Genomic DNA, 20,989 nt, shown 5'->3' with positions numbered 1-20,989 from the left:
GCTGGAAACCTATTTTTTGGAGAGGATACAACCGCTCTTTGTATTCATGCTGCAAGTGCTGTATATTCTGTTTTTATAATTACCGAAATATAGAAATTCACTTCATAAAAAAAGACCCGAAATTCGGGTCAACAAATAGAAATATAAATGAACTACAACAAATAACAGACAAAGCCATTATATATTTTTCATAGTAAAACATCCATTATTTTCTTTTTACACTATCAATATATTATTTTTCGTTATCGTCCTCTTTTTTAGAACGTCTACCTAAGAAGAACACAAAAACATCACTTCCAAATAAGTGATGTTTTTTGTAGTTAATGCAGTGGTAACATAACTTCAACCGTCGTTCCAACCCCAACTTCACTTTCAAAACTTATTTTACCGTTGTGGTCTTTAATAATTTTTTCTGTAACTACTAAACCTAGACCAGTTCCTGTTTCTTTCGTTGTATAAAAGGCTTCATTTAACTTTGGAATTTTATCTTTCGGAATGCCGCATCCCTCATCTTTCACTTGAACGATGATTCCATCTTTTACAGTAACTTTAATCGTAATTGTTCCGCCAACTGACATTGCTTCAATTGCATTTTTGATTAAATTAAAAAAGACCTGTTTTAATCGTTTTTCATCACATGTAATTGATGGTAAGTCTTTACTGTAAATACCTTGTATGTAAACTCCTTGTTTTAAAGCTGGCTTTTCCATAACTCGAATAACATAAGAAATAATTTCTTGTATGTTATGAGTTTCTGATTCTAGTGATTTAGATTTCTCAAATCCACTAAGTTCTGTAGCAATTATATGAATCCGATCTACTTCTTGTTTCATAATATCACTATAAATTTTATCCTCTGGATGCTTGTCTGCTTGTTTATTCACAAGTTTTTTTAAGTTTGCTAAAGGTCTTCTAATCTTATAACCAATAACCGTTGCCATCTTTCCAACAGCTGCTAGTTTTTCTGTCTGTTTTATTTCTTTGTCCATCATCTCAAGCGTACGAACGTAAGACTGAACCCTTAAAAATATAATCCAACATATGATAGTAAATACGCTATATAATGCCATTGGGATTAAAACGAGAGAAGATTGAATAATGATTCCTGTAAGAGCATACTTTCCGATAAGTATCGCTGGAACTAACCAGAAATATCTTTTATTCACAAAGATTGGTGCAAACAAAATAAAAAATCCTTCTACTATATTTCCACCGTCAAATTCTGCATCGCTACCATAATAAATCATAATGTTATGGATACAATCTAATACATTATAGCCAATTAGAATAATATACTTTACCGCAAAAGCATTCTTCCATTTCATAAAGTATATTCCAATGCAAAACAATACCACCATCAAAAAGTAAAGCCATAAACCTAAACCATCTTCAAACTCTCCCACACCTTCTTGCTCTCCACCGATTAACGGTACGATAAATTCATAGGCAAGATCATATACGAAAAATATAATAAAAAATAAACTTAAAAATGCTTTCAGCGCCTTTATTTCTTCATTTTTAAATATATAGCCTTTATTCATATGGTAACTCCTAGCTTTTCTTCCACTTGGATTTCAGTATTTCCACACTTCCTTGGGAGAATGATGTCTATTCTCGTTCCAGTATCTTTTTCACTTGAAATATGCAACTCACCAAGGTGCTCGGCGACAATTCGATTCGCTACCGTCAGTCCCAGACCAATTTTATCTTGTTTCGTTGTATAAAAGGCCTCTGTAACACGGGGTAAGTTTTCTTGCTTAATACCATGACCATTATCGATCACACTGATCATTACATATTCTTTCCCTTTATTTTCTAATTGTAAATGTAATATACCACCTTGTCCCATTGCCTCTAAAGCATTTTTTATCGTATATAAAAAGACTCCTCTTATTTTTCGTTCATCACATTCAACTTCTATTGTTTTTTCTTCCACATTAGAAATAAACTGAATGTTTAATTCATCTATTTTTTCACGAAGACTTGTTATTACTTGTAATACAATTTTTCCTACATCATGTTTCTTATAAATAGAAGGTTTGCATGTAGCAACTTCCATTAACTCACTTATCATATTATTCATATTTTCTATTTCAAAAATCATACGTTTATAAATAGGATCCTCTTCATGCTTCTCTCGTTGTAATTGCGTAAATCCTTTTAATGAAGCAAGTGGATTTTTAATTTCATGTCCAACCGTCGCTGCCATTTTTCCGATTACTGCTAATTTCTGTGATTCACTAGCAATCGCAATACTTTCCTTTACAGCTGAAAGATATTGTAAAAATCGGTTTAAAATGATATATGCAGCTATTAACATAAGTGTATACATAATAAGGAACATAAATGCTTTTACTTCCTCTAATACAAATAAATAAATTAAATATTTTCCTACAATAGAGGAAAGTAAAAACACATAGAATTTTTTATTTAAAAATATAGGTACAAAGAAAATGAGAATAATTTCTATTATATTTGTCGCATCAAACGCCGCCTTATTATAAAAAACATACGAAAATATATTAGCGAGTTCTATCCCTATGTATGCAAATATCCATGCATATTTAACAAGGCTTGCCTTCTCTTTTTTCATTAAATATATATTCACGCACAGTATTGCTACTCCGCAAATAACTTGCCATATTATATTGTATCCCTTATCCATTATTGATTTATCTTCTAATACGATTGCATAGAAAATTTGATATACAATAACAATGACATATAACACCCATAAAAGGATTTTTGCATTTCTTTCTTCTTCTTTATATGATAGAAAACTTTCTTTCACTTCAACACCCCTTCAAAATAATATCTCGAAGAATACCATTTATTATAATAAATGATTTTCATAGACAAACAAAGATAAATCGAACATTTGAGGAAAATCATGCCAACTATGCAATATCTTCATGCTATATACAAGCATAAAAAACATAAACAATAATACGTATATTATGGGAGGTGTTTTTTATGGATGGCAAAAAAAATAAAAAGACCGAACAACTCCAATCTTTCATGCGTGAAAATGAAGGAAAGGAGATGACAACAAATACAGGTATTAAAATTTCAAACGATGAAAACTCTTGAACTGCCAGTGATCGTTTCAGAACGATTAGGCATAGTGCAGGGAACGCCAAATGGACAGTGGGAAGTAAATGATACTTTCTTAACAGGCTCACCACTCCTTTATGATGGATTACTTCTTATCGGCGGAGAGATGGATGATCATTTTCTTAACAAAGCAAGTTCATTTGTCGTAGAATCATATAATCACTTTAAGCCGATTGGCTCCTTCCAAAACGGCTCTTCTATTATTCAATCTTTAAATATCGAAGGAAAGCCTGGTATTTTAATAGAACAAGACCCTACAAGGCTAGCAAATGAATTTATTAAAGCTATGACAAAACAACGCTTTTGGGATAGAGCATATTCATAAAATAGGGGGACATTTATGTTTGTTACTGTCGAGAAAGATGTGCATATTTTTGTGCAAGACGTTAATCCTGGGCCAGGTAGTAAGACTGTTTTCTTCGTTCACGGATGGCCTTTAAATCATCAAATGTACCAATATCAACTCAATGTTTTACCAGAGCATGGCTTTCGCTGTATCGCCATGGATATACGAGGGAATGGACAATCTGATAAGCCATGGACTGGTTACACGTATGATCGATTAGCGGATGATATCGCAATTGTTCTGGAAGCACTTCAAGTAGAGAACGCTACATTAGTCGGTTTCTCAGTTGGTGGTGCTCTTTCTATTCGCTATATGTCTCGCTATAATGGGCGCCGCATTTCTAAGCTCGCATTAATTGACGCTGTCTCCCCCTCTTTCGTTAAAAATCAAGAGTCCCCTTACGGTGTACCGAAAGAACAAGCAGATGCTCTCATTAATCAAATGTATGCTAATTTACCAAAATTTTTAAATGATGTATCTTTATCCTTTTTTAATAGAAACTTAGGGGCTGCAACCCTTGAATGGTTTTCTTATCTCGGTATGCAGTCCGCTTCTTATGCCCTTATAAAAATTTTACAAGCAGCTGCAAATGAAGATGTAACGAAAGATTTAAATAAAATTAACGTCCCAACAAAAATCTTCCACGGCGTTCACGACCAACTAATTCCTTACAAAAGTGCTGAGCTTACGCAACAACGAATTAAAAATTCTCAGTTACATGCTCTTACAAATAGTGGTCATGGTTCACCAATCGATCAAGCGGATGAATTAAATAAAGAACTGATAAAATTTTTACATGCATAACAACTGCAATACAAGAACGAAAGTTAATATAATCGTTTTTTCACAAAATATAAAATTCACATATTTCTCACAAATACATAAATAAAACGATTACATTTTCATATATACTAAATGTACAGGTAATACTCCCTAAACCCAGCTTGTCTGGTTACCCCGTTAAATACTATGAAAAAAGAACTTGTATCGTTATACAAGTTCTTTTTGTTTCTTTTATTTAAAGAGGATATCTTTACTATATTGATTTCCGACGAGTAAATCATATTGGAGCATTTTATATTGCTCTAACATTTCTTTTTGTTTCTTTGTTAAATCATTGATTACTTCTCCATTTTTATCAACTTTTAATTCATCTCTAAGTACTGGTATTTCCTTGTAAAGTTCCGATAAAAATTGATAAAATAAGGATTTATTTAATCCTGCATAATCAAAAATAAGATTAGAAAAATGAATTGGGCTTACTAAACCTAAATTATCATTTGGCATATCAAAGTTTGCATACATTAATAGCGGCGTTTGCGCCATCGCTAAACGTTCATTCGGTGTTTTTTCATTCGTTATATACCCATTTTCTTTATAAAAAGATTTATTTGTTCCTAATGATGGAAGATGATCTCCAAAGAATACTAATAATGTAGGTCTATCAAAATTATCTAGTTGCTCTATTAAATATTGAAGAGCCTCATCTGAACGTCTTAATCCTTCTGTATACGTCTCTAATTCTCCCTTTGAGTCTTCATTTTCTAGACCGCTAATTTCGATTAGGTTTTCACCAAATCGGCCCTCTGTAAATGGAAAATGATTTTGCATCGTAACTGCATGAATAAATGTAGGTTGTTTTTGTTTCTCTAACTCAGCAATTATCTCTTTACTCATCGCTAAATCACTAATATAATCTCCATCAATATCCACATTTTCCATCGTGTCCTCTGCATTAAACTTATCAAACCCTAACACCTTATATACATCATCACGTTTAAAGAATGTGCGACCAAATGAATGAATTGCACTTGTATAATAACCTTCTTTTTTCAACGCCGTAGGGATTGATGGAATTTCTTTCTTATTTGTAATAACCTGCTGATATGGTATAGAACCTGGCTTTAACAAACTCATTGAATAACTTGTTAATGCCTCAAATTCAACGTTCGCCGTATTTCCCCCAAATGTAGGAGAAATAGTTTGTCCACCAGGAAAGTTTTCTATATAATGATGTAAATTTGGTACAGGATCTTCACTAAAAGAAAGGTTAGTTACTTTCGTCGGATCCCAAAACGATTCACTCATTACAAAAATAATATTCGGTTTCTCTTTTTTCTTTTGGCTCCCTATATTTCCACTATATTGTTTTTTTATATCGTTTGCTATTTGAAGCATATTTTCTTTAGAATAATTTTTTGGTTTTTCCATAACTGTTGTATCTAAATTGCTAATAAACCCAAGTACAAAACCATTTGAAGCATAGTTCTCATTTTGATTCCACAAAACAAAATCTACACCTGATTTTTGAAATACTTTATTCATAAATGTATTCGCAAAATTACCGTACGCATATAGAACAAAAATAGATCCTACTACTAATAAGGCTCTTATTCCTAGATGAATCTTTACATTTTGAATATACCTTCTCATATATATCCCTGCTACAATACAAGCTACGATACTTAAGATAATGACAAAAATATAACTCCAACTAAAATAGTCCATCACCATCGGTATAACAGATTGCATATGCGTAATTTGTGTAAAATCAGAAGGATATAACGGATCACCTCTGAAAATAAGCTTCAAATAATTCACAATACATAAAATGACTAACGTACAGCTCGTTAAAACCATAGTTAGAAAAACCTTACCTATTAAATTATATACAAGAATATATATTGCATAAATTACTACAAAACTTAATATAAACTGCATATTATAAAAGTAAATCCAATTCATTGCCTCTATGAAACTCATATTAACTTGCATGACAATATAAAATAACGCTACTGTATGAGCTAGCAAAAATAATATAAAATGCACTCGTAGGGATGCTCTAAGTATAGACATCTCTTTTTTATTGAACTGCGTAATATAAAACGTTATGCCCCATATGAAAATCATCATAACACTTAAAACAAGCTTTTGATTTAAATGATCTTTCATCATGTCTAAATTGAAAACCTTTAAAATCATAAACAGCATAGTTATTACTAATAAAGTCACCATACTACTTATAATGCTAGAAATTAATATATTTCTTTTTGGAAGATGAAAAAGTGTAGAACCATACTTCAATTCATTCCCTCGTTTCTATGTCTTAATTTCCCCCGCATCGAAAGAACTATTTCTATTAAAATAACATATATTACATATTTCGTCTGCATACTTGTTTCTATCATAAATGTATTGTCTTAATATTCCCTTAATCAACAGTTAAATTGTGGCATACAAATTACTCATTCTTGAAAAACTTAATTTCAGCATTCCACTTTATGATATAATAACTATGTTTTGGAAATCCTTAATACTATTAAAGATTTCACATAAAAATACGAAAGAATTAATAAAAAAGGAGTTGCTCATTTTTGCTTACTAAGTTTAAGAGTTTGCCTAAAGCGGTATATGTAATTTTGGCGCTTTCTTTCCTGTTGCACGTTTTTTGTTTAGTAAAACAGCCAGGATTAGATGGAGAGTTAGTCAAAGTAACATATGGTGCAAATGATGCCTTTAACTATTCGTTAACAGCTGAACAACTATTAAAACATGGTGTATTTGGTTATGTGTATTTAGAACCTAGTGAAGTTCCAGGAAAAAATGCATATATTACACCAGGTCAGCCATTACTATTAGCTGGCGCTATGATTATTTCTGATATTACATCAATTCCTTACTATTACGTAGCAACTGTTATTAACATGATCATGAACCTTTGCACAGTGCTATTAGTATTCTTAATAGGAAAAGAATTGTTCGAAAAAAACATTTATGGAATTGTTGCAAGTATTTTATATGCTATTTATCCAAGTAACTATACATACTTCCGTACATTGCTAACAGAAGTTCCATCCATATTCTTATTGGCGTTATGTGTATATGTATTTGTTCTCGCATGGAAATACAATAAAGTGAAATTCCATATATGGTTTGGAATTGTCGTTTCAATTTTACTTATGTTCCGTCCAAATCCAGCTCCAATGATGCTCATTCCTGTTCTTGTTGTGTTATTTACATATGGATTTAAAGACTCCATTCGAATCGGATTGTTATGGTTTATCGGACCTTTCTTTATTATTGGCGCATGGGTTGTTCGTAACTACTTAGCACTCAACCAATTTATTTTATTCTCAACCCAAGGTGCAGATCCACTAATTGCCGGTGCAGATCCATTTAATAAAATTGGATATGAAAATATAGTAAATGAAATGAGAGCTAAAGGCTTAGATGACAAAGGTGCATACGCAAAAGAATTAATCAAGAACGGATTTAAGACGGACTTCACTTATTGGTTCTCTTGGTTCACTGTCGGTAAAACAATTGAATTATTCAAAACAGCTCCTGCTGTAGACCAATACCGTATTCACAACTTTATGCAACTATGTCATAGAGTGTTTATCATCGGTACATTCTTGAGCAGCTTCTGCTTCATGCTAAATTCATTTAAACATAAACGCGTTATGATGCTAGTAGCAAGTTCTATTATTTACATTATCTTCTCAAACTTATTCTTAGCAATTAATCGCTATGGATTTTTCATTAATCCTCTTATGTGCTTAATTCTTGCATACGGATTAATTCACATTGTGCAGAAACTTCCATTCTTTCGCACTAACCAAGCATAATAAGAAAGAGGTCGTCCACCGTTGGACGACCTCTTTCTTATTCCCTACACTTTACACACGGCCAATTTGTCCATTCTGTAATTACACTTTAATTCCGTATGTATGTGTTTCTGTATTTGTCAAAATATCTTTCACAACACTACTCACTGTTTTATGTATAAATGCAAGTTTTTTACAAATATTACTATAACGAAAAGAACCCGCCACAAGACAGGTTCTTTTCGTTATTTTATGATAAAAGAGAAGATGATTAGCATGTGTATTATATAAAAGGAAGCAGCCATATTTTCCATACGATACATACGAGTACTGTAACTACAAAATCAAAAAAAATCTAATCTCGGGCCTTTTTTCATATTCATATGTAGCCACATATGAAACCATTTTATTTTTGTATATTTATGGATGTTTTTCTTTGCAAATTGGTAAATAAGCATTTGCATGATAAAAAATCCGGCCACAAAAATAAATAATAAGATGAGAAATCCAATCACAAAATTCCTCCTATTTTTGTAGCGTTTTTTCTACTATCCGATTTTTCAAAACCCACTCTTCAAACTGGGCACTTCCAAATTCCCAGCTAAGATCGCGAGCATGTACAGAAAAAACGTAATAACCGGCATATTCATCCATAAACCTACCTAACTCTACATCGTCTTTCTGAATACCGTATACTCCAAAATTAAAATACACATCCCATACGTCTTCATTCTTTCTCTTATAAGCAATCGATTCCATATCACATTCTGTCCCGAAATAATCAAGATGTAAATGTACGCTATCATCGTATTCGTACTCCATTTTATCACCCCTTATATTTGTACTTCTTTACCACCAAAAAAATTCCTGCTATCTACACTCACATATGGGCGATTACCTACATATCATGCTTGTAGAGTGACTTCTAGGAGGTGTTATATAGTGAAAAAATTAATCGCGATTTTTTGCATCATGTTACTAGCTGTTTTTACTTTTGCTGCTTGTAGTAGTAAAAAAGAAGGTACGAAAGAACAAACTCAAAACATTCGCGTCGGCGAAGTTACCCATTCTCTCTTCTATGCCCCATTATATGTTGGGATTGAAAAAGGATTTTTTAAAGATGAAGGACTAAATATTGACCTACAAACAACAGCTGGTGGCGATAAAACGATGACCGCCCTATTATCTGGCGGAATTGATATTGCTCTCGTCGGTTCTGAAACGTCTATTTACGTTCATCAACAAGGAGCGAAGGACCCTGTCATTAACTTTGCACAGCTTACACAAACAGATGGGACATTTTTAGTTTCACGTAAAAAACTAGACTCTTTTAATTGGAATGACGTAAAAGGTGTTACATTTTTAGGACAGCGTAAAGGCGGCATGCCGCAAATGGTTGGAGAATACGTTTTAAAGAAAAATGGCATTGATCCTCGTAAAGATACGAACTTAATTCAAAATATCGAATTTGCTAATATTGCAAATGCCTTTGCATCTGGTACAGGAGAGTTTGTCCAGCTCTTTGAACCGACTGCAAGCATATTCGAAAAAGAAGGTAAAGGTTATATCGTCGCTTCATTCGGAAATGAATCTGGTACTGTTCCTTATACAACATTCATGGCAAAAGAAAGTTTCTTACAGAAAGATAAAGCTGCTGCTGAAAAGTTCACACGTGCGCTCTATAAAGCACAGCAATGGGTTGATACACATAGTCCAGAAGAGATTGCTGATACTGTTTCCCCGCTATTTAAAGACACTTCAAAAGACATTACAGTAAAAGTAATTAAACGGTATAAAAAGCAACATTCTTATGCGACAAATCCACTATTAGATGCAGAAGAATGGAAACAGCTCCAAACTATTATGAAAGACGCTGGTGAATTAAAAAAAGAAGTCCCACATGAAGCGCTCGTCAATACAAAAATTGCCGAAAGCGTTATTAAGAAATAGAGGCGAAGTGTATGAGTTTTTTGCAAATACGTAACGTTTCTCACTGTTTTTTTGCAAAAGAGAATGCCAAACTTATTCTTGAAGATATGAGCTTACAAGTGGAAGAAGGCGAATTTATTTCTATACTCGGTCCAAGTGGTTGCGGTAAAACAACGCTCCTCTCAATCATTGCTGGACTACTTGATCCAATTGACGGTATCGTCTTTTTAGATGGTGAACCGATTACAACGAAAACATCATCTATGGGGTATATGTTGCAGCAAGATTACTTATTCCCGTGGAAAACGATTGAAGAAAATATTATGCTTGGACTTCATATTCGAAGGATTTATGATGAACAAATGAAAGAACATACTTTAAACCTTTTAAAGCAAGTCGGTCTACATGGGGTAGAAGGACAATATCCTCGTGAACTATCCGGCGGTATGCGTCAACGTGCTGCTCTCGTTCGAACGTTAGCAACTGATCCGAAAATTTTATTACTAGATGAACCATTCTCCGCACTCGATTATCAAACGAAATTAAAACTAGAAGAACTCGTTTTCAACTTACTAAATAAATATAAGAAAACATCACTACTTGTTACTCACGATATTGAAGAGGCGATTGCGATGAGTGATCGTATTTATTTACTGCAAGCGAATCCTGGAAAAATCGCGAAAACCTTTATCGTCCCGGAAAGTATCCGTTCTTTATCACCGTTAGAAGCACGCCATCACTACGATTTCCCAGCCCTCTTTCAAGATATATGGAAGGAGCTGGAACGACTTGGATAATATAAAACAACTACATGAACAATTTCGAAAGAAAGAACGCAGGCGTGCTTGGATTGCTCGCTCACTACAGCTTTTACTACTTATTCTTTTCTTTGCACTATGGGAAATAGCTAGCAAAAAAGAATGGATCGATCCTTTACTCTTTAGTGCTCCTTCGAGTATTTGGAATCTCTTCTTAACGAAATGGATCGACGGTTCACTTTGGATCCACATATGGACGACATTGCTGGAAACAGGAGTAGGCTTCATTCTCGGAACAGTACTTGGTGCTATTATTGCCACGTTCCTTTGGTGGATGCCACTTCTAGCCCGCGTACTTGATCCTTATCTCGTCGTCCTAAATGCAATGCCAAAAGTTGCACTCGGTCCAATCATCATCGTTATTTTCGGTCCAAACATTTCATCTTCTATTGCAATGGGAGTAATCATTTCCATCATCATTACCATTCTCGTTATTTACAGTGCATTTCAAGAAGTCGATTCTAACTATATAAAAGTGATGGACACATTTGGTGCAAATAAATGGCAATGTTATAAGCAAGTCGTTCTCCCTGCATCCTTTCCAGCAATTATCTCAACGTTAAAAGTAAACGTTGGTTTATCCTGGGTCGGTGTTATTTTCGGAGAACTTCTCGTTTCCAAACAAGGACTTGGCTACTTAATTAGCTACGGATTCCAAGTCTTTAACTTCACACTCGTCTTACTTAGCGTACTACTCACATGTGTTCTTGCAACTCTTATGTATGTATTTGTTGAGGCATTTGAAAAAATTTTAATTGGAAAAAGAAAAAGAAGCTGACTCAAAACAGTACGCTATAGTCAGCTTCTTTCTTTTACCTTTTATCACACATTTTCGTTTCATTTGTAATGTTTCCATCCGCAACCGTAACTGTATGGAAACAGTCTTTCACACGTACTGTAACGACATTATCTTTTCGATCTATCACATGATAATCATTAAACTTTTCATTCAAAGCACTACGAATTTGCTCCCCTTCAAAAATCGGAAAACCGTGAGACATTACCCAAATGAGACCAGCAACAGCAAGAATCGTTTTCATACGTTTCATTACCTCCTCGAGAGTAAACTTATAGTCCCTACAACACGCGCATTATAATTGTGTCTAAATTGTGACATTTTTATACTAATTCTATTTTATACCGCAAGTTCCTTCTTCTTTTTAATAAAAATACAGAATTTTCAATTTTATCAACATAAAAAAACGCAAAGAATTAAAAATTCTTCACGCTTTTCTTTAACGAAACTATATCGAAAGCATACCTCACATTAGTCTCCACTTTGTTGTTCTATCGTTTTTGAAACATCATATAATCCCGACAGCACTTCCGCTCTCATTTTTACAAGCTCAGGGAACTGATAGAAGAAAGCAATTTTTTTATATTTTAACTCTGTTCCTTCTTTCAACTTTTTTGAATCTTGTAAAATGAACGCTGTAAATGTATCTGCGATATCCTCCGTTACATTTGTTGTTCCATACAGCGATACAAAATCATCATGCTTTTCTTTATAAAATTCAATTTGTGCCTCTTCACTTTCTTCTACTTTCTTTTCTGTCCACTCTTGCTCAATTGGTTTCCAAAATTCATTATAAAATTGGTTAATATACGAAGTTTTTCTCGCACATCCATTTTTCAAGAACACCGTGTTACATTTATTTCGATATGATGAAATGTCTTTCTCTTCATCAAACGCCTCTAAATATTTCCTATCTACTGGTACTTGTTTATGCCCAATCGTTAATACGTGAGCCGTTTCATGAATTAATGTTTTCATCACTTCATCTATATTCACCCCAGAATCGAGCACGTCTAAACTAAGCAACCAATCTCTCGGGTCATCCATACTTGGCATGACATGGGCAACAACGCCGTCATAACCATCCGTTATTAAATCCAACCCTGTTATATTCTCACGATATTTCACTGGAATAAGAGTGCGATACATGTCCCATAACGTTTCATGATACTCTCTATCTTGCCGCTGGCTTAACAAATCATCTTTTGCTACTTTGTCATCTGCAAAAACTTTATTCAATCTCTTACGATCCAATTTCTCAAAATAAGGATCTACAATTTCATCATCATCGATATAATAAGAAGCTAAAAAGAAGTAATTGTCATCCTCTTCTTTTTTCTGTTCCGCCTCTTTCATATTCATACTTTCATACTCTTCTATGTCATAATCCTCTACTTTTTCAAGTTCTGAAAGTCCCTCTATCTTTTTATATACTTTTTGTAATGTTTTATCTCCTATTTGCGTGCACTCTTCTTCTGTTTTACAAATTTCTTTTTCATTCGTAACCTCGATAGCACTCTCGCATCCTGCAACTAAACTGCTTGCTATAATACAACACACTAACTTGCCATACAGTTTCTTCATACAATCCCCCATTATTCCATTCTACAAAATATCATAATCATTTTTTTGCGAATATGCGATAAGTAATTATAAAAACTGCAAGGAGGCTTCCCATGATTCGTGCAATCTTATTCGACTTAGATGGAACACTATTAGATCGGCGCCAATCTTTAGAACAATTTATTTGTGAGCAATATAATCGCTTCGCCTCACATTTGAAGAGCATAGAGAAATCAAAGTATTGTTCTCGATTTCTTGAACTCGATAATAATGGCTATACGTGGAAGGATAAAGTATATGCTACTCTCCTTTCCGAATACAACATTACTACTTTAACGCAAGAACAACTACTACACGACTATATTACAAACTTCCAACATCATTGTATTCCTTTCAAAAACACGCATGAACTACTTCAACAGTTAAAACAGCGAAACATTAAAATTGGTATTATTACAAATGGTTTTACTGAATTTCAGATGAGCAACCTTCGAGCACTACATATACATACGTATACAAACACCATTCTCGTTTCAGAAGCTGAAGGAATTAAAAAACCTCATCCTGAAATTTTCGAACGTGCTTTGCAAAGACTAGATGTGAAGGCAGAAGAATGTCTTTATGTTGGAGATCATCCAGAAAACGATGTGCTTGGTTCTGAACAAGTAGGGATTCTTGGTGTTTGGAAAAAAGATGCGTTTTGGGGGAATTTTAAGCATTCACGTATCGTAGATGATTTGTTGGAGGTGCTTTCGTTTTTAGAGGTGGAGATAAAAATACAATAATAGTAATTAAATTATATCAACAATTTTCACAATATATTGATTTACCGACAAAAAATAATAAGAGGAGGCAGTTGTTCAAAAACGCCTCCTCTTATTATTCATATACTGTAAACTGCGGTTTACTCGGATGATCTTTTACTAGCGCATCATCTGGAAACTTTGAAACTTTTTGATATACGGCAATGTCGCCGATACACCCTGCTGTTAGTAGAATTCCTAAAAATGAGAGTGGCTCCAGATTCATAGCTAATCCCAATACAATTGGCAAAATTCCAGTTGGTAAAAACGGAAGCATTAACACTTTCTTCATTTGCTTTACTGTAACCGCCTGTTTAGAATGAGCATATGCAACACCTAATTTCCAATTAACGCCCCATTTTAGTTCACTCCACGGAACACCTCCGATATAACGAAAGCCAATTAAATGTATCGCTTCATGAATACAAACGAGAACAATCATTGCGATAATAAAAAGAAACATCGTTAATAATGTAACTTCGACTTGAACCCCACCTGAAAGAAATATATGCAAATAACCAATTCCAAACGACAAAGCAATTATTATAAAAAATAAAGAAAAGTTTAATTTAACCATCGAAACAGTAACAGTCGTTTCTTTTCTTTTATCCATCTTCCCCCTCCCAAAATGTAAATATATCTTTACAAAATTGTATAATATCCCCAAAATAATGTAAAGATATGTTTACATTTATTCTTACATACAAAAAAAGAAACCGGCTACTTTACTTCGTAAAACAGCCGATTTCTTCTATATGTTTCATCGTACGCGCTAATACGTCATCGCGCATTATAAAGCTAAATTTTCTATTCGTTTTAATGTTGTCAGGAATGTCTTTTAATAAAACAGACCCTTTCGTTTCTTCGTAATGCGTATGTTCTTCTACCGCACTAATTGTTGCAAAATAAATGTTTTTAATGATTATTTTGTCTTTTCCAGATACTTTGTATTGTCCTAAGTAAGTTAAATCAGAAACTATGCCGCCGGTTTCTTCATGAACCTCTCGAACTGCCGCTTCTTCCGGTGTTTCCCCTAGTTCTACTTTACCACCTGGAAATTCAAGACCGCGACGTAAATGATGCGTTAATAACCATTGATCCCCGTACCGGCATACAACCCAAACATGCTTTGGCTCAGGAGAAAATGGATAACGTTCAAACGATAATTGTACAGTGTTGTGGTAATAATCTTTAAATTTGTACATGCCATTACTCCCCTATTGATGGTTACAAGTTTTTCCTACCACAAATTGTAGCATATTCTCGCTTTTCTGCATAATATTATCCAATTACAATCCATTGATTATTCCCATTTGTGCGACTAATTCTTTCGTCTCATGATTTCCTAAATCGTAAATCATTTTATATGCTTTTTGTAGTTGTTCATCATATCGGTCATTATTTGAATCGTGATGATACTCAACAAATGGAACGTGGGAGCGTACAAATGACCCTAAATCTTCTACATATGCTTGATCAAAGTGCTCTCTTAATTCCGTAATTTCCTCATCATTTGCGGAAATCTCAAAATTATACGTATCCGCCGTCTTCACTTGTGAAATTTGACCGTTTCCTATTGATATATAATATGTTTTTTTCGTCTCCATGTAACACCCTTCTTTCATCCTTTTATTTTCTATTGTTTTCATCAATTACAAAATTATGTAAAATAAAGAAAAGGAGGGATTTTATGTTCAAAATATTAATTATCGGTATTATCATCGTCCTAATCATCCTCGTACTCTCCGTCATGACAATTAATAAAGGCTATGCTTATAAACATTCCGTCGATAAACTAGAAGACAATCCTTATACAAAAAAGAATAAGGAGAATTCCTAATATGCTTCGTATACTTCGCATCATAGTAGCACTCACTGTGATCGTTATGTCGGCAATTGGATTATATACAGGTCAAAATAATTCTTTACCTCTTTCACAATTTCTATTAGGGGCTTTAATGTTTCTCATCGCATTTGAACAAATAAAGAAAAGGGAATCAGCAACTGGACTTATTTGTATTATTGCCGGTGCTTTCATTTGGATTGTTCTCATTATTACCTACATAAAATAGAGGAGGTCTTTTATGCTAAAAGGGGGACGGATTACTTTATCACTTATTGCCTTATCTATAGCAATCTATGGATTTTTTACTGGTAATAGAGAAATAATCCCTTATATGTTCATCTTTTTAGGAGGTATGGCCCTCACCATAAGTTTAGAGGAAATATTAAAACAGCAAACAGGAGGTAGTGTGCTCGCTCTACTAGCAGGAGCCGCTGCTTTATTTATTGGCTTCACAGAAATATTCTAGTAAATGGTCTAAAGGGGGCTATACGATGCTAACTCTAACTATATTACGGATTTTTTTAGCATTTTTCATGCTTCTCTTACTCACTCTAAGCACTTATGTCCATTTTACCGATAATTTTTCACTTCTCCCATACGTACAATTTATTCTCAGTTGTTCCTTTATTCTTCTAGGAATTAATGAGTATCCCGTATTTTTTCGTTTCTAGTCTCATATTCTTCTTTTTAATATCAAACTCTTTCGCTACATGTAGAATAAAATTTCGATCAATTTAGCATTTATAATTATTTTCTCTCAGTAACTATTTCTTTCTACTTAAGGGGGATTCCATGTTAAAAAACATTCAAATTATAATCGCCACTATCGCTCTTTCTCTCGCCCTATTTAGCTTCTTTGCAAACTTCACTATTCTTTTACCTTACGTGTTTATCCTTTTAAGTATTATGTTTATCCTTTTTGGAATTGATGAAATGAAGAAACGGGAAAAAGCAAAAGCATTTGTTTATTTTCTCGGTTCTGCCTTTGTTTTATATGTTGGAGTATCTAATATATTTTCATAAAAAAGAAGAGTATGTTCGCTCTTAGTACAATAAAAAAACTGCCCTTTCACAGGCAGTTTTCCTTTTTATCCAAACACTTTCTCAAGTTCATCTTTATCTTGGCTTAACCAGAAGTTCATTAAGCGTTGTGCTCCTTCTAAGTCGTGAAGCTTCGCTTGACCACATTGTGTTTCATTTGCAGCTGGAATTTCTGTAATTTGAACCGCATCTTTTAATGTTAGTTCTAATAAATCAATGATTTCTCGTACTGTCGGTGTTCCGCTTACTACAAGATAATATCCTGTTTGGCAGCCCATCGGTGAAATATCGATAATATCAAAATGCGGATAACGATCAATATATTTACGTAAATTAAATGCTAATAAATGCTCTAACGTATGAATAACATCTGGTTTCATTGCTTGTTTATTCGGTTGGCAGAAACGAATATCAAATTTATTTACAATACCGTCACTACCTACATTGTGAACTCCGCAATGTCTTACATAAGGTGCCTTTACAATCGTATGATCTAATTCAAAGCTTTCTACTGATGGCATACAACATCTCTCCCGCTTTTAATTTAATTCCGTTATATCCAATATGATATAACGGAAATGCACATTAGTAAAGTATTATGTACAGTCGTGCTATAATACTTTAAGAATATGCTGAAAAGGAGACCGTTATGAAACAGATTTTTATTGGGATTATACGCTTTTATCAAAAATTCATTTCTCCGATGACACCACCAACATGCCGTTTTTATCCGACTTGTTCTCATTACGGATTAGAGGCGTTTCAAAAACATGGTGCACTCAAAGGTTTTTGGCTTACTTGTAAGCGTATATTAAAATGTCACCCTTTCCACCCGGGAGGATTTGATCCTGTCCCAGATAAAAAGGATGACAAAGTAAATTCTTAATTGTCGTAACCATTCACAACTAAATCTAATTTTCCTGTTTCAGGATCGATAACAAGACCGTGAACAGGTACTTCTTCTGGAAGTAACGGATGGTTGCGAAGTATCGATACGCTATGTTCTACACTTTCTTCTACACTAGAGAACCCTTGTAGGAATCTTTCTAAATCGATTCCAGAATAACGGAGTGTATCTAATTTCTCATTTGTTATACCGCGCTCTTTCATCTTCTCAATTGTACTGCTTGCCTGAATTTTTGCCATACCGCAATCGTGGTGACCAACTACACAAACTTCATCAGCACCAAGTTCATATACAGCAACTAAAATACTACGCATAATACTTCCGAATGGATGTGAGATAACAGCTCCTGCTACCTTAATAATTTTCACATCACCGTTACGCATATTCATTGCTTTTGGTAATAATTCAACAAGACGAGTATCCATACAAGAGATAATTACCATTTTTTTATTCGGGAATTTTCCTGTTTCATACTCTTCGTATTTTTTCTCTTCAACAAATTTCTCATTGTACTGCAAAATCTCTTCTAATGACTTCATAGTAAGGAACCCTCTTTTCTCTCATTTACACTACATAAATAGTGTACCAAAATATGAAAAACTCAAAAAGGATATCGCTTTATAGTAAAAATAAGATATTTTCAGATAATCGACATAATTCTTTCAAAATATACACACAGCTTTGTAACAAGTTTCACATACTTTAAACGTATTTTCACTATAAACTGATTGTAGATAATGTAAAAAAGGAGTGAATATTCATTATGTCCGACGTTCTGTTACTGAGTCGTTTTCAATTTGCAATTACTATTTTTTATCACTTTTTATTTGTACCTTTGACAATCGGACTTGTCATTTTAGTAGCATGTATGGAAACTCAATACGCCCGCACATTGAATCCAACATACCGCAAAATGGCAAATTTCTGGGGTAAATTATTTACAATTAACTTCGTAATGGGGATTATAACCGGGATTACGATGGAATTCCAATTTGGAACAAACTGGTCTGAGTACTCCAAATATATGGGAGACATTTTCGGATCACCTCTCGCAATCGAAGCACTTGTTGCCTTCTTCTTAGAATCTACTTTCATGGGAATATGGTTATTCGGTAAAGACAAAATTTCACCAAAGTTCCGTGCCTTCTGCATGTGGATGGTTGCACTTGGAACAAACATTTCTGCCCTTTGGATTATTACAGCAAACGGCTTTATGCAAAACCCTGTTGGCTACGTAGTACGTAACGGCCGCGCTGAATTAAATGATTTCTGGGCACTCGTTACGAATCCATACGCTTGGAATATGTTCTTCCATACTGTAGTTGGTTGTTATATTGTTGGTGCTTTCTTCGTTATGGCAATTAGTGCCTATCACTTATTACGTAAAAATGAAGTTGAATTCTTCAAAAAATCATTTAAGTTCGGCTTAATGTTAGGCTTATTCGCCGCAACAATTACACCGTTTATGGGACATCAATCTGGTGTATCAGCGGCTAAATATCAACCCGCAAAAGGAGCTGCGATGGAAGCAGTTTGGGAAACCGGAAAAGGACAAGGCTTCTCAATTGTTCAAATTCCTGATGTGAAAAACGAGAAGAATTTTGAATTCCTTACGATTCCAAAACTCGGAAGCTTCTTCTATACAAACTCATTTGATGGCGAAATTGTTGGTTTAAAGGATATTCCGAAAGATGAACGTCCAAATGTTAACCTCGTGTATTATAGCTTCCGCTTAATGGTTGCACTCGGTATGTTCTTTATGGCATTAACTTGGTATGGCTTCTATTTAAACCGAAAAGGAAAACTAGAAAACTCAAAACGTTATTTAAAAATTACAATATGGTCTGTCTTACTTCCTTATATTGCGATTAACGCAGGATGGATTGTCGCTGAAGTAGGTCGCCAACCATGGACAGTATATAAACTAATGCGTACAGCAGAATCTGTATCGCCTATATCTGTTCCACAAATTTGGTTCTCATTAATTAGTTTAATTTTATTCTACACTTTACTTTTAATCGCAGACGTATACTTAATGCTGAAGTTCGCGAAAAAAGGACCTGCCGCATTAGAAGAACCTGCTACTGAGGGAGGTGTGGCTCATGTCTCATGATATGCTTGCAATCATCTGGTTCGGTTTATGGGGCGTGATTTGGACAGTTTACTTCATTCTTGACGGGTATGCACTTGGTAACGGAATGATTTTTCCTTTCGTTACGAAAGATCGACAAGAACGAAATCAATTACAAGAAGCAATTGGCCCGTTCTGGGGCGGTAATGAAGTATGGTTAATTACAGCTGGTGGCGCAACATTTGCTGCCTTCCCAGTCACATATGCTAATATGTTTAGTTATTTATATACACCGTTATTCTTAGTATTACTTGCACTATTTGCTCGTGCCGCTGGACTGGAATTCATGCATAAAGATGATTCACCAATTTGGCAAAAAACTTGTAAATGGGCATTTGCAATTGGCAGTTTCTTAATCGCCTTTTTATTCGGTGTTACATTTGCTAACTTGTATTACGGACTACAAATCGGAAAAAATGGCTATGAAGGAAATTTACTTAGCTTACTAAACCATTACGGTATTTTAGGAGGGTTGTTCTTCACTGCTATATTTGTCGTATCCGGTGCCCTTTGGGTCATGATTAAAACGACTGGTGAAGTATCTGATCGTGCTTATAAAATCGCAAGGCCATTTTCAATGGCAGCTGCTATTATTTTAGCTATCTTCTATGTAGCGACTGCTAATCGAACAAACTTATTCCAAAACTTTACGGAATATCCGGTACTATTCATTCTTCCAGTACTTGCAATGCTAATGAGTGTACTCGCACTAATTATGGTGTACAAACATAAAATTGGCCTTGCCTTCACATTCGTTTGCCTAACAATCGCAATGTTTATGACAACTGGCTTTGCAGGTATGTTCCCAAGAATGTTACCATCTCGTATTAACGATGCATACAGTACAACGTTATACAACGCAGCCGGTAGTCAATTAAACTTAAAAATTATGTTCTTCGTTGCAATGGTCATGGTACCAATCGTTATTGGATATCAGCTTTGGAGCTACAGTATATTTAAAAATAAAATTCATAAAGACTCTGCTAAAGGGTATCACTAAGGTACAAAAAGACACTTCATTTGAAGTGTCTTTTTTATACGTATGATTTTCGATAAGATGTTATATTTCTAATCTAACAACTATACTA

General features: G+C 34.2%; 25 protein-coding genes and 3 pseudogenes. 15 read left to right on the top strand and 13 right to left on the bottom strand.

The features are described from left to right. Window positions 1-320: 320 nt before the first annotated feature. Entirely contained in the window at window positions 321-1,541 is a 1,221-nt protein-coding gene (locus tag ACTFRM_RS13770; protein WP_001032628.1) for an ATP-binding protein, read from the bottom strand. Then, window positions 1,538-2,791, bottom strand: a complete 1,254-nt coding sequence (locus ACTFRM_RS13765) for an ATP-binding protein (RefSeq protein WP_088322442.1) — start codon at window positions 2,789-2,791, stop codon at window positions 1,538-1,540. Before ACTFRM_RS13765 ends, ACTFRM_RS13770 begins: the two co-directional genes overlap by 4 nt. A 182-nt stretch (window positions 2,792-2,973) precedes the next feature. Here ACTFRM_RS13765 and ACTFRM_RS13760 point away from each other — a divergent pair, with 182 nt between their 5' ends. The 3 genes and pseudogenes from ACTFRM_RS13760 to ACTFRM_RS13750 all read left to right on the top strand — a co-directional run bounded on the left by ACTFRM_RS13760 (window position 2,974) and on the right by ACTFRM_RS13750 (window position 4,264). After that, complete coding sequence (locus tag ACTFRM_RS13760) at window positions 2,974-3,090, top strand: hypothetical protein (protein WP_002182974.1); 117 nt, start codon at window positions 2,974-2,976, stop codon at window positions 3,088-3,090. A 4-nt stretch (window positions 3,091-3,094) separates the two neighbouring features. After that, window positions 3,095-3,439 (top strand): annotated as a pseudogene (locus tag ACTFRM_RS13755) (catalase); the annotation flags it as partial. 15 nt (window positions 3,440-3,454) lie between these two features. Next, the gene (locus ACTFRM_RS13750; RefSeq protein WP_000498278.1) at window positions 3,455-4,264 is read left to right on the top strand and encodes an alpha/beta fold hydrolase; all 810 of its coding nucleotides are present in this window, start codon (window positions 3,455-3,457) and stop codon (window positions 4,262-4,264) included. 210 nt (window positions 4,265-4,474) lie between these two features. Here ACTFRM_RS13750 and ACTFRM_RS13745 read toward each other — a convergent pair whose 3' ends face one another. After that, on the bottom strand, window positions 4,475-6,544 hold the full coding sequence (locus ACTFRM_RS13745) for an LTA synthase family protein (RefSeq protein ID WP_088322444.1): 2,070 nt from the start codon (window positions 6,542-6,544) through the stop codon (window positions 4,475-4,477). A gap of 290 nt (window positions 6,545-6,834) precedes the next feature. Here ACTFRM_RS13745 and ACTFRM_RS13740 point away from each other — a divergent pair, with 290 nt between their 5' ends. After that, a complete protein-coding gene (locus ACTFRM_RS13740; protein WP_000956221.1) occupies window positions 6,835-8,088 on the top strand; it encodes a glycosyltransferase family 39 protein in 1,254 nt (417 codons plus the stop codon). An 81-nt stretch (window positions 8,089-8,169) separates the two neighbouring features. Here ACTFRM_RS13740 and ACTFRM_RS13735 read toward each other — a convergent pair. The 3 genes and pseudogenes from ACTFRM_RS13735 to ACTFRM_RS13725 form a co-directional block, all read right to left on the bottom strand. Continuing rightward, window positions 8,170-8,241: pseudogene (locus ACTFRM_RS13735) on the bottom strand (DUF2196 domain-containing protein); the annotation flags it as partial. Between the two features lie 109 nt (window positions 8,242-8,350). Continuing rightward, a pseudogene (locus tag ACTFRM_RS13730) lies at window positions 8,351-8,582 on the bottom strand (hypothetical protein). A 10-nt stretch (window positions 8,583-8,592) separates the two neighbouring features. After that, complete coding sequence (locus ACTFRM_RS13725; protein ID WP_000455580.1) at window positions 8,593-8,889, bottom strand: DUF3986 family protein; 297 nt, start codon at window positions 8,887-8,889, stop codon at window positions 8,593-8,595. Between the two features lie 120 nt (window positions 8,890-9,009). On the opposite strand from ACTFRM_RS13725, the gene ACTFRM_RS13720 reads away from it, so the two are divergent. From ACTFRM_RS13720 to ACTFRM_RS13710, 3 genes are read left to right on the top strand one after another with little or no spacing between them, the layout of a single operon-like run. Next, a complete protein-coding gene (locus ACTFRM_RS13720) occupies window positions 9,010-10,017 on the top strand; it encodes an ABC transporter substrate-binding protein (protein ID WP_322372319.1) in 1,008 nt (335 codons plus the stop codon). An 11-nt stretch (window positions 10,018-10,028) separates the two neighbouring features. After that, window positions 10,029-10,793: an ABC transporter ATP-binding protein gene (locus ACTFRM_RS13715; protein WP_000009035.1), complete on the top strand. Its 765-nt coding sequence runs from the start codon at window positions 10,029-10,031 to the stop codon at window positions 10,791-10,793. Continuing rightward, window positions 10,786-11,592, top strand: a complete 807-nt coding sequence (locus ACTFRM_RS13710; RefSeq protein WP_173600485.1) for an ABC transporter permease — start codon at window positions 10,786-10,788, stop codon at window positions 11,590-11,592. Before ACTFRM_RS13715 ends, ACTFRM_RS13710 begins: the two co-directional genes overlap by 8 nt. 34 nt (window positions 11,593-11,626) lie before the next feature. Here ACTFRM_RS13710 and ACTFRM_RS13705 read toward each other — a convergent pair whose 3' ends face one another. Both ACTFRM_RS13705 and ACTFRM_RS13700 read right to left on the bottom strand, forming a co-directional pair. Continuing rightward, complete coding sequence (locus ACTFRM_RS13705) at window positions 11,627-11,854, bottom strand: hypothetical protein (protein WP_000849112.1); 228 nt, start codon at window positions 11,852-11,854, stop codon at window positions 11,627-11,629. 227 nt (window positions 11,855-12,081) lie between these two features. Continuing rightward, a complete protein-coding gene (locus ACTFRM_RS13700) occupies window positions 12,082-13,194 on the bottom strand; it encodes a recombinase family protein (RefSeq protein WP_322372317.1) in 1,113 nt (370 codons plus the stop codon). 92 nt (window positions 13,195-13,286) lie between these two features. Here ACTFRM_RS13700 and ACTFRM_RS13695 point away from each other — a divergent pair, with 92 nt between their 5' ends. Beyond that, complete coding sequence (locus ACTFRM_RS13695) at window positions 13,287-13,958, top strand: HAD family hydrolase (RefSeq protein WP_322372316.1); 672 nt, start codon at window positions 13,287-13,289, stop codon at window positions 13,956-13,958. Between the two features lie 94 nt (window positions 13,959-14,052). Here ACTFRM_RS13695 and ACTFRM_RS13690 read toward each other — a convergent pair whose 3' ends face one another. The 3 genes from ACTFRM_RS13690 to ACTFRM_RS13680 form a co-directional block, all read right to left on the bottom strand. Further along, window positions 14,053-14,589, bottom strand: coding sequence for a DUF3267 domain-containing protein (locus ACTFRM_RS13690; RefSeq protein WP_000361288.1), 537 nt, complete (start codon window positions 14,587-14,589; stop codon window positions 14,053-14,055). 112 nt (window positions 14,590-14,701) lie between these two features. After that, complete coding sequence (mutTA, locus tag ACTFRM_RS13685) at window positions 14,702-15,181, bottom strand: antimutator 8-oxo-(dGTP/GTP)ase (RefSeq protein WP_000276385.1); 480 nt, start codon at window positions 15,179-15,181, stop codon at window positions 14,702-14,704. A gap of 84 nt (window positions 15,182-15,265) precedes the next feature. Beyond that, complete coding sequence (locus ACTFRM_RS13680; RefSeq protein WP_000448409.1) at window positions 15,266-15,583, bottom strand: hypothetical protein; 318 nt, start codon at window positions 15,581-15,583, stop codon at window positions 15,266-15,268. Between the two features lie 83 nt (window positions 15,584-15,666). Here ACTFRM_RS13680 and ytzI point away from each other — a divergent pair, with 83 nt between their 5' ends. The 4 genes from ytzI (at window position 15,667) to ACTFRM_RS13660 (ending at window position 16,845) form a co-directional block, all read left to right on the top strand. Beyond that, a complete protein-coding gene (gene ytzI / locus ACTFRM_RS13675) occupies window positions 15,667-15,816 on the top strand; it encodes a YtzI protein (protein ID WP_000472794.1) in 150 nt (49 codons plus the stop codon). Between the two features lies 1 nt (window position 15,817). Then, window positions 15,818-16,048, top strand: a complete 231-nt coding sequence (locus tag ACTFRM_RS13670) for a DUF3953 domain-containing protein (protein WP_000944458.1) — start codon at window positions 15,818-15,820, stop codon at window positions 16,046-16,048. Between the two features lie 12 nt (window positions 16,049-16,060). Further along, entirely contained in the window at window positions 16,061-16,288 is a 228-nt protein-coding gene (locus ACTFRM_RS13665) for a DUF3953 domain-containing protein (protein ID WP_000911650.1), read from the top strand. Window positions 16,289-16,614: 326 nt separating this feature from the next. Beyond that, the gene (locus ACTFRM_RS13660; protein WP_000916668.1) at window positions 16,615-16,845 is read left to right on the top strand and encodes a YczI family protein; all 231 of its coding nucleotides are present in this window, start codon (window positions 16,615-16,617) and stop codon (window positions 16,843-16,845) included. Window positions 16,846-16,910: 65 nt separating this feature from the next. On the opposite strand, the gene luxS is transcribed toward ACTFRM_RS13660, so the two are convergent. Then, the gene (gene luxS, locus ACTFRM_RS13655) at window positions 16,911-17,384 is read right to left on the bottom strand and encodes an S-ribosylhomocysteine lyase LuxS (RefSeq protein ID WP_001141371.1); all 474 of its coding nucleotides are present in this window, start codon (window positions 17,382-17,384) and stop codon (window positions 16,911-16,913) included. A gap of 128 nt (window positions 17,385-17,512) precedes the next feature. Between luxS and yidD the strand changes: the two genes are divergently transcribed. After that, complete coding sequence (yidD, locus tag ACTFRM_RS13650) at window positions 17,513-17,749, top strand: membrane protein insertion efficiency factor YidD (protein ID WP_000809334.1); 237 nt, start codon at window positions 17,513-17,515, stop codon at window positions 17,747-17,749. On the opposite strand, the gene ACTFRM_RS13645 is transcribed toward yidD, so the two are convergent. Continuing rightward, window positions 17,746-18,309, bottom strand: a complete 564-nt coding sequence (locus tag ACTFRM_RS13645; protein WP_000838169.1) for a beta-class carbonic anhydrase — start codon at window positions 18,307-18,309, stop codon at window positions 17,746-17,748. The two genes, yidD and ACTFRM_RS13645, sit on opposite strands and share 4 nt — an antisense overlap. 224 nt (window positions 18,310-18,533) lie before the next feature. Between ACTFRM_RS13645 and cydA the strand changes: the two genes are divergently transcribed. Beyond that, window positions 18,534-19,883, top strand: coding sequence for a cytochrome ubiquinol oxidase subunit I (gene cydA / locus ACTFRM_RS13640; protein WP_001286188.1), 1,350 nt, complete (start codon window positions 18,534-18,536; stop codon window positions 19,881-19,883). Beyond that, the gene (gene cydB / locus ACTFRM_RS13635) at window positions 19,873-20,901 is read left to right on the top strand and encodes a cytochrome d ubiquinol oxidase subunit II (protein WP_000017662.1); all 1,029 of its coding nucleotides are present in this window, start codon (window positions 19,873-19,875) and stop codon (window positions 20,899-20,901) included. The genes cydA and cydB overlap by 11 nt, the downstream gene beginning before the upstream one ends. Window positions 20,902-20,989 lie beyond the last annotated feature (88 nt).

Origin of the sequence: Bacillus cereus group sp. MYBK227-1, assembly GCF_051916325.1 — a bacterium.
GTDB lineage: Bacteria > Bacillota > Bacilli > Bacillales > Bacillaceae_G > Bacillus_A > Bacillus_A cereus.
The sequence above is the reverse complement of the archived record's forward strand: the minus strand, read 5'-3'. Positions and strand labels throughout refer to the sequence as shown.

Bases quoted from the DNA above. Each gene is read 5' to 3' on its own strand.
- ACTFRM_RS13770 (WP_001032628.1), bottom strand. From the start codon at position 1,541: ATGAATAAAGGCTATATATTTAAAAATGAAGAAATAAAGGCGCTGAAA.
- ACTFRM_RS13760 (WP_002182974.1), top strand. From the start codon at position 2,974: ATGGATGGCAAAAAAAATAAAAAGACCGAACAACTCCAATCTTTCATG.
- ACTFRM_RS13750 (WP_000498278.1), top strand. From the start codon at position 3,455: ATGTTTGTTACTGTCGAGAAAGATGTGCATATTTTTGTGCAAGACGTT.
- ACTFRM_RS13725 (WP_000455580.1), bottom strand. From the start codon at position 8,889: ATGGAGTACGAATACGATGATAGCGTACATTTACATCTTGATTATTTC.
- ACTFRM_RS13715 (WP_000009035.1), top strand. From the start codon at position 10,029: ATGAGTTTTTTGCAAATACGTAACGTTTCTCACTGTTTTTTTGCAAAA.
- ACTFRM_RS13705 (WP_000849112.1), bottom strand. From the start codon at position 11,854: ATGAAAACGATTCTTGCTGTTGCTGGTCTCATTTGGGTAATGTCTCAC.
- ACTFRM_RS13700 (WP_322372317.1), bottom strand. From the start codon at position 13,194: ATGAAGAAACTGTATGGCAAGTTAGTGTGTTGTATTATAGCAAGCAGT.
- ACTFRM_RS13695 (WP_322372316.1), top strand. From the start codon at position 13,287: ATGATTCGTGCAATCTTATTCGACTTAGATGGAACACTATTAGATCGG.
- ACTFRM_RS13690 (WP_000361288.1), bottom strand. From the start codon at position 14,589: ATGGATAAAAGAAAAGAAACGACTGTTACTGTTTCGATGGTTAAATTA.
- mutTA (WP_000276385.1), bottom strand. From the start codon at position 15,181: ATGTACAAATTTAAAGATTATTACCACAACACTGTACAATTATCGTTT.
- ACTFRM_RS13680 (WP_000448409.1), bottom strand. From the start codon at position 15,583: ATGGAGACGAAAAAAACATATTATATATCAATAGGAAACGGTCAAATT.
- ytzI (WP_000472794.1), top strand. From the start codon at position 15,667: ATGTTCAAAATATTAATTATCGGTATTATCATCGTCCTAATCATCCTC.
- ACTFRM_RS13670 (WP_000944458.1), top strand. From the start codon at position 15,818: ATGCTTCGTATACTTCGCATCATAGTAGCACTCACTGTGATCGTTATG.
- ACTFRM_RS13665 (WP_000911650.1), top strand. From the start codon at position 16,061: ATGCTAAAAGGGGGACGGATTACTTTATCACTTATTGCCTTATCTATA.
- ACTFRM_RS13660 (WP_000916668.1), top strand. From the start codon at position 16,615: ATGTTAAAAAACATTCAAATTATAATCGCCACTATCGCTCTTTCTCTC.
- luxS (WP_001141371.1), bottom strand. From the start codon at position 17,384: ATGCCATCAGTAGAAAGCTTTGAATTAGATCATACGATTGTAAAGGCA.
- yidD (WP_000809334.1), top strand. From the start codon at position 17,513: ATGAAACAGATTTTTATTGGGATTATACGCTTTTATCAAAAATTCATT.
- ACTFRM_RS13645 (WP_000838169.1), bottom strand. From the start codon at position 18,309: ATGAAGTCATTAGAAGAGATTTTGCAGTACAATGAGAAATTTGTTGAA.
- cydA (WP_001286188.1), top strand. From the start codon at position 18,534: ATGTCCGACGTTCTGTTACTGAGTCGTTTTCAATTTGCAATTACTATT.
- cydB (WP_000017662.1), top strand. From the start codon at position 19,873: ATGTCTCATGATATGCTTGCAATCATCTGGTTCGGTTTATGGGGCGTG.